General features: G+C 72.1%; 13 protein-coding genes. 8 read left to right on the top strand and 5 right to left on the bottom strand.

The window, feature by feature from the left end; translation table 11 throughout:
- On the bottom strand, positions 1–822 hold an 822-nt coding region (folP, locus tag P1P70_RS29650), incomplete at its 3' end, for a dihydropteroate synthase (protein ID WP_319243114.1).
- A 120-nt stretch (positions 823–942) separates the two neighbouring features.
- On the opposite strand from folP, the gene P1P70_RS29645 reads away from it, so the two are divergent.
- On the top strand, positions 943–1,293 hold the full coding sequence (locus P1P70_RS29645) for a DivIVA domain-containing protein (RefSeq protein WP_319243111.1): 351 nt from the start codon (positions 943–945) through the stop codon (positions 1,291–1,293).
- Positions 1,290–1,877: a DNA-3-methyladenine glycosylase I gene (locus tag P1P70_RS29640; RefSeq protein WP_319243109.1), complete on the top strand. Its 588-nt coding sequence runs from the start codon at positions 1,290–1,292 to the stop codon at positions 1,875–1,877. The genes P1P70_RS29645 and P1P70_RS29640 overlap by 4 nt, the downstream gene beginning before the upstream one ends.
- 80 nt (positions 1,878–1,957) lie before the next feature.
- Here the strand turns inward: P1P70_RS29640 and P1P70_RS29635 are convergent, their stop codons facing one another.
- A complete protein-coding gene (locus P1P70_RS29635) occupies positions 1,958–2,749 on the bottom strand; it encodes an enoyl-CoA hydratase/isomerase family protein (protein ID WP_319243107.1) in 792 nt (263 codons plus the stop codon).
- A gap of 375 nt (positions 2,750–3,124) precedes the next feature.
- On the opposite strand from P1P70_RS29635, the gene P1P70_RS29630 reads away from it, so the two are divergent.
- Positions 3,125–3,292 carry a DUF3117 domain-containing protein gene (locus P1P70_RS29630; protein WP_003966491.1) on the top strand — a complete coding sequence of 56 codons (168 nt, stop codon included), beginning with the start codon at positions 3,125–3,127 and terminating at the stop codon, positions 3,290–3,292.
- 122 nt (positions 3,293–3,414) lie between these two features.
- Here the strand turns inward: P1P70_RS29630 and P1P70_RS29625 are convergent, their stop codons facing one another.
- The gene (locus P1P70_RS29625; RefSeq protein ID WP_319243120.1) at positions 3,415–4,116 is read right to left on the bottom strand and encodes an O-methyltransferase; all 702 of its coding nucleotides are present in this window, start codon (positions 4,114–4,116) and stop codon (positions 3,415–3,417) included.
- 270 nt (positions 4,117–4,386) lie between these two features.
- Between P1P70_RS29625 and sigE the strand changes: the two genes are divergently transcribed.
- The 5 genes from sigE (at position 4,387) to P1P70_RS29600 (ending at position 10,706) form a co-directional block, all read left to right on the top strand.
- Positions 4,387–5,103, top strand: a complete 717-nt coding sequence (gene sigE / locus P1P70_RS29620) for an RNA polymerase sigma factor SigE (protein WP_319243118.1) — start codon at positions 4,387–4,389, stop codon at positions 5,101–5,103.
- The gene (locus tag P1P70_RS29615) at positions 5,100–6,320 is read left to right on the top strand and encodes an anti-sigma factor (RefSeq protein ID WP_319243105.1); all 1,221 of its coding nucleotides are present in this window, start codon (positions 5,100–5,102) and stop codon (positions 6,318–6,320) included. Before sigE ends, P1P70_RS29615 begins: the two co-directional genes overlap by 4 nt.
- A 1,175-nt stretch (positions 6,321–7,495) precedes the next feature.
- Positions 7,496–9,106: a trypsin-like peptidase domain-containing protein gene (locus P1P70_RS29610; protein WP_413471570.1), complete on the top strand. Its 1,611-nt coding sequence runs from the start codon at positions 7,496–7,498 to the stop codon at positions 9,104–9,106.
- 233 nt (positions 9,107–9,339) lie between these two features.
- The gene (locus P1P70_RS29605) at positions 9,340–9,798 is read left to right on the top strand and encodes a sec-independent translocase (protein WP_319243101.1); all 459 of its coding nucleotides are present in this window, start codon (positions 9,340–9,342) and stop codon (positions 9,796–9,798) included.
- Positions 9,799–10,034: 236 nt separating this feature from the next.
- Positions 10,035–10,706: a hypothetical protein gene (locus P1P70_RS29600; RefSeq protein ID WP_319243098.1), complete on the top strand. Its 672-nt coding sequence runs from the start codon at positions 10,035–10,037 to the stop codon at positions 10,704–10,706.
- Between the two features lie 161 nt (positions 10,707–10,867).
- On the opposite strand, the gene P1P70_RS29595 is transcribed toward P1P70_RS29600, so the two are convergent.
- On the bottom strand, positions 10,868–12,001 hold the full coding sequence (locus tag P1P70_RS29595) for an Mrp/NBP35 family ATP-binding protein (RefSeq protein WP_319243096.1): 1,134 nt from the start codon (positions 11,999–12,001) through the stop codon (positions 10,868–10,870).
- 43 nt (positions 12,002–12,044) lie between these two features.
- Positions 12,045–12,650 carry a DUF1003 domain-containing protein gene (locus P1P70_RS29590; protein WP_413471569.1) on the bottom strand — a complete coding sequence of 202 codons (606 nt, stop codon included), beginning with the start codon at positions 12,648–12,650 and terminating at the stop codon, positions 12,045–12,047.
- Between the last annotated feature and the right edge of the window lie 45 nt (positions 12,651–12,695).

Below are 12,695 nucleotides of genomic sequence, written 5' to 3'. Positions count from 1 at the left end.
CCCCGCGATCGCCCCCACCATCTCCACCACCTGCCGAGTCTCCGCGACTTCATGCACCCGATACACCTGCGCCCCCAACCAGGCCGAGACAGCGGTGGTTGCCAAGGTCCCCACCACCCGCTCCTTCACCGGCCTGTCCAACGTCTCCCCCACGAAGTCCTTGTTGGAGAGCGACACCAGCACCGGCCACCCCGTGGCGACCATCTCCCCGAGCCGCCGAGTCGCCTCCAGACTGTGCCGCGTGTTCTTTCCGAAGTCGTGCCCCGGATCGATCAGCACGGACTCCCGCGGCACCCCCAAGGCCACCGCCCGCTCCGCCAGCCCCACGGTCACCCGCAGCACGTCGGCCATCACGTCGTCGTACTCGACCCGATGCGGCCGCGTACGAGGCTGAGCCCCACCCGCGTGCGTGCACACCAGCCCCACCCGATACCGCGCCGCGACCTCCGCGAGCCGGGGATCGACCCCGCCCCACGCGTCGTTGAGGAGATCCGCCCCGGCCTCGCACACGGCCTCACCGACCTCGTGCCGCCAGGTGTCGACGCTGATGATCACGTCCGGGAACCGCCGCCGCACCTCCGCGACGAATCCCACGGTCCGCCGCGCCTCCTCCGCGGCGGTCACCTCCTCCCCGGGCCCGGCCTTCACCCCGCCGATGTCGATGACGGCCGCCCCGTCGGCGACCGCCTGCTCCACGCGCGCGAGCGCCGGCTCGTCCCGGAAGGTGGCCCCCTGGTCGTAGAAGGAGTCCGGCGTCCGGTTCACGATCGCCATGATCACCGGCTCGTGCGGGCCGAATTCCCGCTTGCCCAGCCTGAGCATCCGCTGTGACCTCTCCCCAGTACGTGCCGTCGATCGCCGGGCCTGCCCGACCGCCTGCGACCTTAACTGTCAGACTCGCATGGCACGATCGGAGCCGAACACACTCGAGGGGACCCAGCGATGTTCATGTTCTTGTTCCTGGTCGTCGCGCTCGCCGTCGTGGTCGGCGCGGTGACGCTCGCCGTGGTCGGCGGCGGCGACAACGCGGTGCTGCCGGAGGCCGAGGGCGAGCGCCTGCAGGACCCGCTGCCGGTGGACCGCCCGGTCAACCGCGCGGACGTCGAGGCGCTCCGCTTCCCGCTCGCCGTCCGCGGCTATCGCATGGTGGACGTGGACGACGTCCTCGGCCGCCTCAGCGCGGAGATCGCCGAGCGGGACGCCAGGATCGCCGACCTGGAGTCCGCGCTCGCGGGCGCCCGCGCGGCGACCACGACCTCCCTGCACAAGCCGGAGGAGGGCGACCACCGGTGACTGACGGCACCGCCCTGCCCGGCTCCGACGGCGCGCCGCGCTGCCCCTGGGCCCTGTCCACCGAGGACTACGTCGCGTACCACGACGAGGAGTGGGGCCGCCCGGTCCACGGCGACGACGCGCTCTACGAGCGGCTCTGCCTGGAGGCCTTCCAGTCCGGCCTCTCCTGGATCACCATTCTGCGCCGCCGCGAGGGCTTCCGCGCCGCCTTCGCCGACTTCAAGGTCGCCTCGGTCGCCCTGTTCACCGAGGCCGACCAGGAGCGTCTCCTCGCCGACCCCGGCATCATCCGCAACCGTGCCAAGATCGAGGCCACCGTCGCCAACGCCCGCGAGCTGTCCACCTGGGCCCCCGGCGAGCTGGACGAACTGATCTGGTCCCACGCCCCGGACCCGACGACCCGCCCGGCCCCGAGAACCCTCGCGGACGTCCCGGCGGTCACCCCCGAGTCCACGGCCCTCTCCAAGGCCCTCAAGAAACGAGGCATCCGCTTCGTCGGCCCGACCACGGCGTACGCGCTGATGCAGGCCTGCGGCCTGGTGAACGACCACCTGGAGACATGCGTCGCGCGAAGTGCCCCGTGAGGGGCGTGGGTCTGTGACACGTGCGGCTCCGCCGCGGGGGCGCGGTCAACCCCGTCGAACCCGCGGCTCCCCACCAACCGTCACCGCCCCAGGTACTTCGGCTCTTCCTTGTTGACGAACGCCCGCACGGCGATCTGGTGGTCCTCCGACGCCCCCGCCCGGGTCTGGAGCTCGTCCTCCTTCTCCAGCGTCTCGGCCAGCGAGTGGGTGAACCCGTACGCCACGGCCTCCTTGATCGCCGCGTACGCCACGGTCGGCCCCCCGGCCAGCATCCGCGCCACCTCCTCGGCGGCGGTGTGCAACGAGGCCGCCGGAACGACCCGGTTCGCGATCCCCAGCTCGTACGCCTCCTGCGCCTTGATGCTGCGCGGGAACAACAGCAGATCGGCGGCACGACCGGGGCCGATCACCCGCGGCAGGGTCCAAGAGACCCCGGAGTCGGCCGTGAGCGCCACCCCGGCGAAGGACGTGTTGAAGGAGGCCGTGTCGGCGACCACCCGGTAGTCCGCCGCGAGCGCGAACCCCAGACCGGCCCCGGCCGCGACACCGTTCACCCCGGCCACCACGGGCTTCGCCATGCTCGTGAGCGCCTTCACCACGGGGTTGTAGTGCTCCTTGACCGTGCTCATGACCTCCCCCGAGCCCTCGATCAGCAGCCCGATGTGCTCCTTGAGGTCCTGACCCACACAGAACGCCCGCTCCCCGGCGGCCGTCAGCAGCACCGCCCGCACCGCGTCGTCACCGGCGGCCTCCTCCACGGCCTCCCGCAGCGCGACCTTCGTCGCGATGTTCAGCGCGTTCATCGCCTCGGGGCGGTTCAGCGTGATCTTCGCGAGTCCGTCGTGCACCTCGTAGAGCACGGTGTCGGCCATGGTGTTTCCCCTCCGGTGTCGCGGCAGGCGACGTACTGGTCAGTACGCCCTCGTCACAGCACAGCATGGCCGAGTTCACGGGCGACGGCCGGGCCCGGACGTGTGACCTGCGTCAAAGAATCACCAATGGGGGAGCACCCACCCGGGACCGTGCGGTGGCGCAGTATCGCAGTCACACCGCCGAATTGGGTGGTTTTGCTCGCGCGCGTTGCCCAAGCGATGCCGACCGATGTTGGTCATCGGGTCATGAGATGCGGGATAATGGCCTGGAAGCAATGTGTTCGATGCCGGTGTCGCGTGTCCCCAGGTGGGCCCGCGCCTGCCCTCCCGGGCCGTCGGCTTGGCGATGAGCTGGTTTCAGGAAGGGGTACGAGCATGGCGGCCATGAAGCCGCGGACGGGCGATGGCCCGCTCGAGGTGACCAAGGAGGGGCGGGGCATCGTCATGCGCGTTCCGCTCGAAGGCGGCGGTCGGCTCGTCGTCGAGCTGACCCCTGACGAGGCCGACGCCCTCGGAGATGCCCTCAAGAAGGTCGTCGGCTGACGCGCGTAGCGACCATACCCTTTCAGTGCCCCGGCACCGCCCACTCGGCGGTGCCGGGGCACTGTCGTACCGGGGAGTGCTCGGTCGCCGGTCCGGTGGCCGGTCGGGTGGCGGGCGGCCGCTCAGCGCTTGACCGCGCACAGCAGGCCGTCGCCCACCGGGAGCAGGGACGGCACGAGCTCGGGGCTCTCCCGGACCGTGCGCAACAGCTCCCGCAGGCGTATGACCTCGGTGGGCTGGGGGTTGGAGTCCACCGTCCGGCCGCTGGCGAAAACACCCTCGAAAGCCACGAGGCCACCGGGTCTGAGCAGGCGCAACGATTCAGCGAGGTAGTCGAGGCACTCCAGCCGGTCGCCGTCGCAGAAGACCAGGTCGTACCCGGAATCCGCGAGGCGGGGCAGCACGTCCAGGGCGTGACCCGGGATGAAGCGGGCGCGGTTGCTGGCGAAGCCGGACGCGCGGAACGCCTGCCGGGCGAACTGCTGGTGCTCCGGCTCCGGATCCACGGTGGTCAGCACCCCGTCGGGCCGCATGCCGTGCAGCAGATGGATCCCGGAGACCCCGGTCCCGGTCCCGATCTCCGCCACCGCCTTCGCGTCCACGGTGGCGGCGAGCACCCGCAGCGCGGCGCCCGTGCCGGGCGACACCGCGCGCAGCCCTGCCTCCCGGGCCCGTTCCCGGGCCCAGCGCAGCGCGTCGTCCTCGGCGACAAAGGCGTCGGCGAACGCCCAGCTCGTCAGCCGGTTGCCGGAAATGGCCCTCTCCTTATGTCCCCGTGGTTGCCTGGGCGTGACTGTATCCGTTGCCGTCGGGAACCTGCTGATGGGACCGGTCGTTTAAAGGGATGAGTGAGTGACGGGGGCCGCGACGGGGGGCACGGGATGGATCGGTCGGACGAGCGGGAGCGCGCATCGACGCTGCTGCTGACCAAGCCGGATGGGCCACGTCCGCCGGACGAGCCACATCGGCGCACGGCAATTTCTTATAAAACCGCTTATCCGGAGCTAACGGGCGAGGTGGCTATGGTAGGGGCTCCACTGGACACCACCAGAGCCGACAGGGGAGGTGCGGCCGCGCCTGTGGATCGGGGAGGAGTGCTGCGGCGCTTTCTCGGATCGGCGGGCAGGCCGAAATCCGTGAACGACACCGCTGACCACAGCCACGCCGACGCTCCCGCCTCGGGCGGAGCACAGACCGCGACCTTCACCACGGACGCGCACGCACAGGCGTGGACTCCGCCCACCTGGGAGGAGATCGTCAGCACCCACAGCGGCCGCGTCTACCGGCTCGCCTACCGTCTGACCGGCAACCAGCACGACGCCGAGGACCTCACCCAGGAGGTCTTCGTCCGCGTCTTCCGCTCCCTGTCGACCTACACGCCCGGTACCTTCGAGGGCTGGCTGCACCGCATCACCACCAACCTCTTCCTGGACATGGTCCGGCGCAAGCAGCGCATCCGCTTCGACGCCCTCGGGGACGACGCGGCCGAGCGCCTGCCCAGCCGCGAGCCCACCCCGCAGCAGATCTTCAACGACGCGCACTTCGACGCCGACGTCCAGCAGGCCCTCGACACCCTGGCACCCGAATTCCGTGCCGCCGTCGTCCTCTGCGACATCGAAGGACTGTCGTACGAGGAGATCGCCGCGACCCTGGGCGTCAAGCTCGGCACGGTCCGCTCCCGGATCCACCGCGGCCGCTCCCAGCTCCGCAAGGCCCTCGCGCACCGCTCCCCGGAGGCCCGGGCCGAGCAGCGCCGCGGGTTCACGGTGCCCCGGGTGGCCGTGCTGGGAGGAGGGGGCGCGACCGCGTGAGTGGATCCCGTCCTACACCTGCCGAGCAGCACCTGGGAGACCGTCTCTCCGCCCTGGTCGACGGAGAACTCGGTCATGAGGCGCGAGACCGCGTCCTGGCACATCTCGCCACCTGCGCGAAGTGCAAGTCGGAGGCGGACGAACAGCGCCGCCTGAAGAACGTCTTCGCGGAGGCCGCTCCGCCGCCCCCCTCCGAGAGCTTCCTGGCCCGTCTCCAGATGCTCCCGGCCGGCGGCGACGGCGACGGTGGCTCGCCGCTGTCCGGTGGCTTCGGCGGAAGACTCGGAGGTACGGCCGGGGGACCGGGCCGGCCCGGAGACCCCTCCGACTCCCGGGACTTCGCCGACTTCGGCGTCTTCGGATCCGGCGACTCCTTCGGGTACGTCCCGTCGGGACCACACGGCGGCGCACTGACGCCGTCGGAAGGTCGCGGAGTCCTCGGCGGCGGCCGAGGAGCGTCCGGCGGCCGTGGGTTCCTCGGCGACCGGGGCTTTTTGGGCGGCCGTGGCTTCCTCGGTGACCGGGGGGCGCTGGGCGACCGGGGCTTCCTGGGCGGCGGACGCGGCGTCTCCGGCGGTGCGGACGACCGCCCGCGCCGTGCGGAGAGAACCGCCGGCGACAGAGACGAACAAGACGACAGAGGGGCCACGGGCGACCGTGGCTTTCGGATCCATGACGTGAGCCGACAGGAGGCCGAGCGTTCGGCCTCACGCGGCATGCGGTTCGCCTTCGTGGCGGCGGGCGCTGTGTCGCTGGCCGCGATCGCCCTCGGCGGCGTGACCAACGGCATGCCCGTCGAGACGGCCGACGCCCGGGGCGCTTCCGGCGCCGGCAGCAACGTCACCCCGCTGCGGACCCAGGCCTCCGGCACGGTTCCGACGCCCGAGGCGCAGCGCCGCCGGGGAACGGTCGGGCCGCTGCTCGGACATGGCCAGCAGTCCATGGGCACGGCGCCCGTCGCCCCGACGGAGATCTCCGCGCCCCTGCTGCCCGGGGTCCCCGCTCCGGCCGGCCAGGACCGTCGGTCCGTACACCCGCTGACCGCACCCGTGTTGGCCGGTGCCGCCGTCATGTCACCGCTCATACGTCCGCTCACCGGCGCGCCGCCACTGCAGCTGACCGACTGGTCCCCTGCCCCCGAGCTCACGGGACCAGGCCTGCTGACGGCCCCCGACACCACCTCGTCCCCCACACCCACCTCGCCCGTCCTCCGCTGACCCCGACTTCTGCGCGCCGGCCCGCGAACCTGGTTGAATCCAGAATGGGCCGTGTCCGCTCGGGCCGGTTTCGGCCTGCGGCGTTCGGCTGAACGGTGGGCGGCGGGCCGGTCCTTGGGACGGGCCCTAGGTGTGGGGAGAACATGAACGAGGGGAAGCCCACGAAGGCGAAGTGGTGGAGCCGCCCCCGAGCGCACGGCGCGGGGGCCGAGACGGCGGGGGACCACATCGGGGCGTCGACGGCGTCCGATGAGTCGACGGGCGCCACGGGATCCACAGGAACCGCCGGTTCCGGAGGACCTGTCGGGGCTGTGGAGAACCTCGGGTCGTCGGCGAACCCGGCTCGTGAAGAAAACCCCGAGGGCGACTTCGAGTTGGAACGCCCGGCGACGGCGGCGGTGACCACTGCATCGGCCCTAGCCGAGACCGACTCCGGCGCCGATTTCGAGCTGGCTCGCCCGGTTGTCGAGGCTCCGTCCGGGGGCGCCTCCACGTCGACGGCCGCCGCGGCCGGTGACACGGACGGCGACTTCGAACTGGAACGGCCGACCGGGGCGGGCGCGGGACGGGACGCGGCGGACGGCACGAGCTCGCCGACCGAGCCCGGCGGTTCGGCGGTCGACGCCGATGAGGGCCGTACCGGAGGTGCCGCGGCCTCCGTCACCGCCGCGATCTCGGCTTCTGCCGCCCCCGCCCCCGCACCCTCTGCCGCAGGCGTCCCCACGACCATGGTCGTGGGCGCAACCGCTACCGCCGATGCCCGGCCGTCGGCTGAGCAAGGTGCCGTGAGCGCCCCTGACGCGCCCTCTGAGCGCCCCAAACCGCTGCACGACCCCGATCCCTACGGCACCCCGCCGTACGGCGAGCCCGGCCCCTGGGCGCCCGCTCCGCCGTTCCAGCATCCGGCGACGAGTCCCGCCCCCGGCCCGCACGTTCAGCAGACGACACCGGTACCCGACGCCCACGCGGTGGCGGGGGCGCCGACGCCGGACGGGACGACCGCGTCGGGCGCATCGAGTTCGGGAGCATCGAGCGACGATGGGGCGCCCTCGGCGTCGGCGGTTTCCCCCACGCGCGCCGGGGTGCCCGCGGCGGCTGCTCCCGCGTACGCCGACACGACCGCGTCGGCGCCCGCGGCCCACGGCACCGCCGTACCGGCGACCGTTCCGGGGCCGATGCCGGCGGACTCCCACCCGGACGCACCTCGGCCCGGTCCGGCGCCGTACCAGGACGCCGTCCGGTCGGCCGCGGCACCGCAGGCCGCAGCGGCTTCGTACGCGGACGTGCCCGCGGCTGCCGCCGCGACGTCCTTCCCGGACGCGTCCCAGCCCGCCGCGGCGCCCTACCCCGACGCACCTCGACCTCCCGGGGCCTCCTACGCGTATCCGTCCCAGCCGGGCCCGCCGCCCTTCGGGGAGGCGGCGCAGCCGGTGCCGCCCCCCTACGCGGGCGGAGCCCAGCCGGTGCCGCCGCCCTACGCCGGCGGGGCTCAGGCCGCGCAGCCGTCGCGGGAAGCCGGAGGTCAGCACGTCTCCGGGGCCTACGCCAACCCCGGACAGTCGCCGCAGGCCGCGCCGCACAGCTCGCAAGGGCCGTGGCAGAACTACGACCCGTGGGCCGGCTCGGGTTCGCTGCAGCAGAACGGGGCCGCGGTGGACGACGTGGCGCGGCGGCGTCGGCGCAGGGGCAGGACGCTGGTGGTCGGGGCCCTGCTGATCGCCGTCGTGGCCGGCGGTGTCGGCGGAGTCGTGGGCGCGTACCTGGAGCGGAACGGCGGAGTCGGGGCCATCGAACTGCCGCAGACCAGCGACGGGGTGACGGGCCGGGCGCCCGACAGCGTCGCGGGGATCGCCGCCAGCGCGCTGCCCAGCGTCGTGACCCTGCATGTGAGCGGGGACAGCGCGCAGGGCACCGGCACCGGCTTCGTCCTCGACGAGCGGGGCCACATCCTCACCAACAACCACGTCGTCGACCCCGCCGGCGCCGACGGCGACATATCGGTGACCTTCAGCGGCGGCGAGACCGCCAAGGCCACCATGGTCGGCCGGGACACCGGCTACGACCTGGCCGTGGTCAAGGTCTCCGGCGTCAGCGGGCTCAAGCCGCTGCCCCTCGGCAACTCCGAGGAGGTCCAGGTCGGCGACCCGGTCGTCGCCATCGGCGCCCCCTTCGACCTGGCCAACACCGTCACCTCCGGCATCATCAGCGCCAAGGAGCGGCCCATCACGGCCGGCGGCCAGAGCGGAAACGTCAGCGATGTGTCGTACGTGGACGCGCTGCAGACCGACGCGCCGATAAACCCGGGCAATTCCGGAGGCCCGCTCCTGGACGGCAAGGCCCGCGTGATCGGCATCAACAGCGCCATCCGCTCCGCCGGCAGCGGCTCCGAGTCGGACGGTGGGCAGGCCGGTTCCATCGGCCTGGGCTTCGCGATCCCCATCAACCAGGGCAAGCGCGTCGCCGAGGAGCTGATCAACACCGGCAAGGCCACCCACCCGGTGATCGGGGTCACCCTCGACATGGACTACTCGGGTGACGGCGCCCGTATCGGTGAGCGGGGTGACGGCGACGGGTCCGGAGTGACCTCGGGCGGCCCCGCCGACCGGGCCGGAATGCGCTCGGGCGACGTCATCACCGAGGTCGACGGCCAGCGTGTCCACTCCGGTGACGAACTGATCGTCAAGGTCCGCGCCCACCGGCCCGGCGACCGTCTGGAGCTCACCCTGCTGCGGGACGGCAGGGAGCGGACGGTCACCCTCACCCTCGGCTCGTCCGGCGGCGACTGACCGTGGCCCGGCGGCCATGACGGCGAAACCCACTGACAGCAACTTCACAGCAGGGGCCCCGTACCCCCTGCTGCCAGGCAAACAGCTGGGAAAACCCGTCGCTCGGGCCGGGTCGGAAGCCGCCCGAAGGTACCGGATCGGCGGTATCGCCGGGTACCGTGGATCCGGCCCGGACCACGGACGACCTGCCGAGGCCCGCGGATCGGGACCGAGGACATCGCAAGGAGCTTCAGGTGTTCAATGACATAGGTGCGCTCGAGGTGGTGACGCTCGTCGTCCTCGCCGTGCTCGTCTTCGGTCCGGACAAGCTCCCGAAGGTGATCCAGGACGTCACGCGGACCATCCGCAAGATCCGCGAGTTCTCGGACAGCGCCAAGGCGGACATCCGCAACGAACTCGGGCCGGAGTTCAAGGACTTCGAGTTCGAGGACCTCAACCCCAAGACGTTCATCCGCAAGCAGTTGGACAACGACGAACTGGGGCTGAAGGAGATCCGCAGCAACCTCGACCTGAAGAAGGAGATGGCGGAGCTCACGGACGCCGTCCACGGCCGCGAGTCCGCGTCCGCCTCGTCCGACTCCTCCTCGGCCTCCTCCGGTGCCACCTCCTCGGGCGCGACCGGCGGCTCCGTCGACATGACGAAGAAGCGCGAGATCGAAGAGCGCCCGCCATACGACATGGACGCCACCTGAGCCGTACGCCGGTGTGCTGCCGCGCCCCCCGACGTGATGCGATTCATACCGTCACGCACCCTCGTACGGCCCGAACCCGCCAGTACGCCGTCCTACGCGCCGGGCGCTTTCCCTGCTGCTCGGAGAGCTGTGGCTATGCTGCCCAGTTGTTGTGCGGACCGTAAGAAGAGCGAGCGACGACGCCCGAGGGGGGCGGGCCGCTCCGGTCCGTCTAGAGCGAGGAGGCGTCCGGGCACATGGAGACGACGAGTCGGGTAGGCGCGCAGGCGTCGGCCGCGGAGGGTGGACAACAGCTCCCCTCCGGCCGACGCGCGGTCGACGGCTACCTGCTGGCGCCCTTCCCGTGGTACGGCCTCGACGAGGCCTTCACGGGACCGCGCTGGCTGATGCAGGTCGGTACGTCGGCGGAAGGAGCCGTCGAGCACGGTTCGATCGGCCACGGTGACGAGCCCTCGGTGCGCAACGAGTACACCGCCGGGTCGGACGACGAGGCCAAGGAGCGGTTCGCGGTCGTGGTGACCGTCGCGGAGAACCCGTCCCGCAGGAGCGCCGACGGCACGGGACTGCTGGAGGCCACGTCGGTCTCCTCGGCGGCGTGGCTCGCGGGCGTGGGGCTCTTGTCCTTCACCTGGCCCGGGCAGCTGGACCACTCCCGGCGTGACGACTGGCTGGACCAGCAGACCGAGGCCGCGTGGGTGCTGGCCGACGATCTCGCCGGGCCCGACTGGACGACCCTGTCCCTGCCGGTGGACGGCGTGCCGACGCCGTTCCACTACCGCGAGTCCGAGTTCGGGTGGGTGCTCGCGGGGTCGACCTCGCAGGGGGTGCACGTGGGGGCGTACGGGCGGGGGATGAGCGCGTACGGTCTGGGGTTCGCCGTGGTCAAGGACGTCGAGGCGTACACGTAGTCGAGTCGTACGCGTAACGGGGAAGGGCACCGCGCTGTGGTGTGCTGCGGTGCCCTTCATCGCCGTAGGGACTTCGGTGGTTCGGGGACTGCGGGTTCGTCGTGGGCTGTCGCGCAGTTCCCCGCGCCCCTGAGAGCGTCCCCGCGGCTGCGACAGGCGCCCTAGAACTTGTTCCTCGGGGTGATTCCCAGGCTCATGCCCGACAGGCCCCGCTGGCGGCCGCCCAGCTTGCCCGCGATGGCTCGCAGGGCCGTGCCCGCGGGGGAGTCGGGGTCGCTCAGGACGACCGGCTTGCCGTCGTCGCCGCCCTCGCGGAGGCGGACGTCGATGGGGATGGAGCCGAGGACCGGGACCGTGGCGCCGGTGGTGCGGGTGAGGCCGTCCGCGACGGTCTGGCCGCCGCCCGTGCCGAACACGTCGACCATCTCGTCGCAGTGCGGGCAGGGCAGGCCCGACATGTTCTCGACGACGCCGACGATCTTCTGGTGGGTCTGCACGGCGATCGAGCCGGCGCGCTCGGCGACCTCGGCCGCCGCCTGCTGCGGGGTGGTCACGACGAGGATCTCGGCGTTCGGGACCAGCTGCGCCACCGAGATGGCGATGTCGCCCGTGCCCGGCGGGAGGTCGAGGAGGAGGACGTCCAGGTCGCCCCAGTACACGTCCGCGAGGAACTGCTGGAGGGCGCGGTGGAGCATCGGGCCACGCCACACCACGGGGGCGTTGCCCGGGGTGAACATGCCGATCGAGATGACCTTCACGCCGTTCGCGGACGGCGGCATGATCATGTTCTCGACCTGGGTGGGACGCCCGTCGGCGCCCAGCATGCGGGGCACGGAGTGGCCGTAGATGTCGGCGTCCACGACACCGACCTTGAGGCCGTCGGCCGCCATGGCCACCGCCAGGTTCACCGTCACCGAGGACTTGCCGACGCCGCCCTTGCCGGAGGCGACGGCGTACACGCGCGTGAGGGAGCCCGGCTTGGCGAAGGGGACCTCGCGCTCGGCCTGGCCGCCGCGCAGGGCGCCCGCCAGTTCCTTGCGCTGCTCGTCGCTCATGACGTCCAGCTCGACGTCGACGCGGGTGACGCCCTCGACCGCCGCGACCGCGTCTGTCACACGCTGGGTGATGGTGTCGCGCATGGGGCAGCCGGAGACCGTCAGGTACACGGCGACCGCGACCGCTCCGTCCGCGCCGATCTCCACCGACTTGACCATCCCGAGTTCGGTGATGGGACGGTTGATCTCGGGGTCGTTCACCGTCGACAGTGCTTCGCGCACCGCGTCTTCCGTAGCCATAAGGACGATGGTACGGCGCTGCGCGGGGCCCCTGGGAGCCCTGTCAGCGGTCGCCCATGTCACGTCCGCGGGGGTGTTCCGGCGGGAATACCGCCCGGTCCGCGCGCGGCCCCTCACCGTCGTGCTCGTGCAGCTCCCTGACCAGGTCGTGGAGCTCCGAGCGCAGCCAGTCGCGGGTGGCGACCTCGCCGAGGCCGATGCGCAGCGCGGCGATCTCCCTGGTCAGGTACTCGGTGTCGGCGATCGACCGCTCGTTCTGCTTGCGGTCCTGTTCGAGGTTGACGCGGTCGCGGTCGTCCTGGCGGTTCTGCGCGAGCAGGATGAGCGGGGCCGCGTACGAGGCCTGGAGGGAGAGCATCAGGGTGAGGAAGATGAAGGGGTAGTTGTCGAAGCGCAGGTCGCGCGGGGCGGAGACGTTCCACACCACCCACAGGATGATGACGAAGGTCATCCAGACGATGAACCGCCCGGTGCCCAGGAACCGCGCGATCCGCTCCGACAGCCGTCCGAAGGCCTCCGGGTCCCATTCCGGCAGGAACCTGGCCCGGCGCGGCAGCGGCTGGTCGAGACGTGTACGCGGGCGTGCGGTGGCCCCGGTGGGTGTGCGCTCCCTCATGGGAGCCCCGGAGGGCGCCGTGCGCTCCCGCATGCCCACGCCTGCGTGCGCCCGCTCGCGCCCCGTGTGCCGCCCCTC

Source organism: Streptomyces sp. MB09-02B, from assembly GCF_033794485.1.
Lineage (GTDB): Bacteria > Actinomycetota > Actinomycetes > Streptomycetales > Streptomycetaceae > Streptomyces.
Note: the sequence above shows the minus strand (reverse complement) of the source record. Positions and strands in the feature narration are given on the sequence as shown.

What these genes read in the sequence shown, in the direction of transcription:
- P1P70_RS29595 (WP_319243096.1), bottom strand. Translation starts at nt 12,001, where the DNA reads ATGGCTACGGAAGACGCGGTGCGCGAAGCACTGTCGACGGTGAACGAC.
- P1P70_RS29590 (WP_413471569.1), bottom strand. Translation starts at nt 12,650, where the DNA reads ATGCGGGAGCGCACGGCGCCCTCCGGGGCTCCCATGAGGGAGCGCACA.
- P1P70_RS29610 (WP_413471570.1), top strand. Translation starts at nt 7,496, where the DNA reads ATGCCGGCGGACTCCCACCCGGACGCACCTCGGCCCGGTCCGGCGCCG.
- P1P70_RS29645 (WP_319243111.1), top strand. Translation starts at nt 943, where the DNA reads ATGTTCATGTTCTTGTTCCTGGTCGTCGCGCTCGCCGTCGTGGTCGGC.
- P1P70_RS29600 (WP_319243098.1), top strand. Translation starts at nt 10,035, where the DNA reads ATGGAGACGACGAGTCGGGTAGGCGCGCAGGCGTCGGCCGCGGAGGGT.
- P1P70_RS29635 (WP_319243107.1), bottom strand. Translation starts at nt 2,749, where the DNA reads ATGGCCGACACCGTGCTCTACGAGGTGCACGACGGACTCGCGAAGATC.
- P1P70_RS29630 (WP_003966491.1), top strand. Translation starts at nt 3,125, where the DNA reads ATGGCGGCCATGAAGCCGCGGACGGGCGATGGCCCGCTCGAGGTGACC.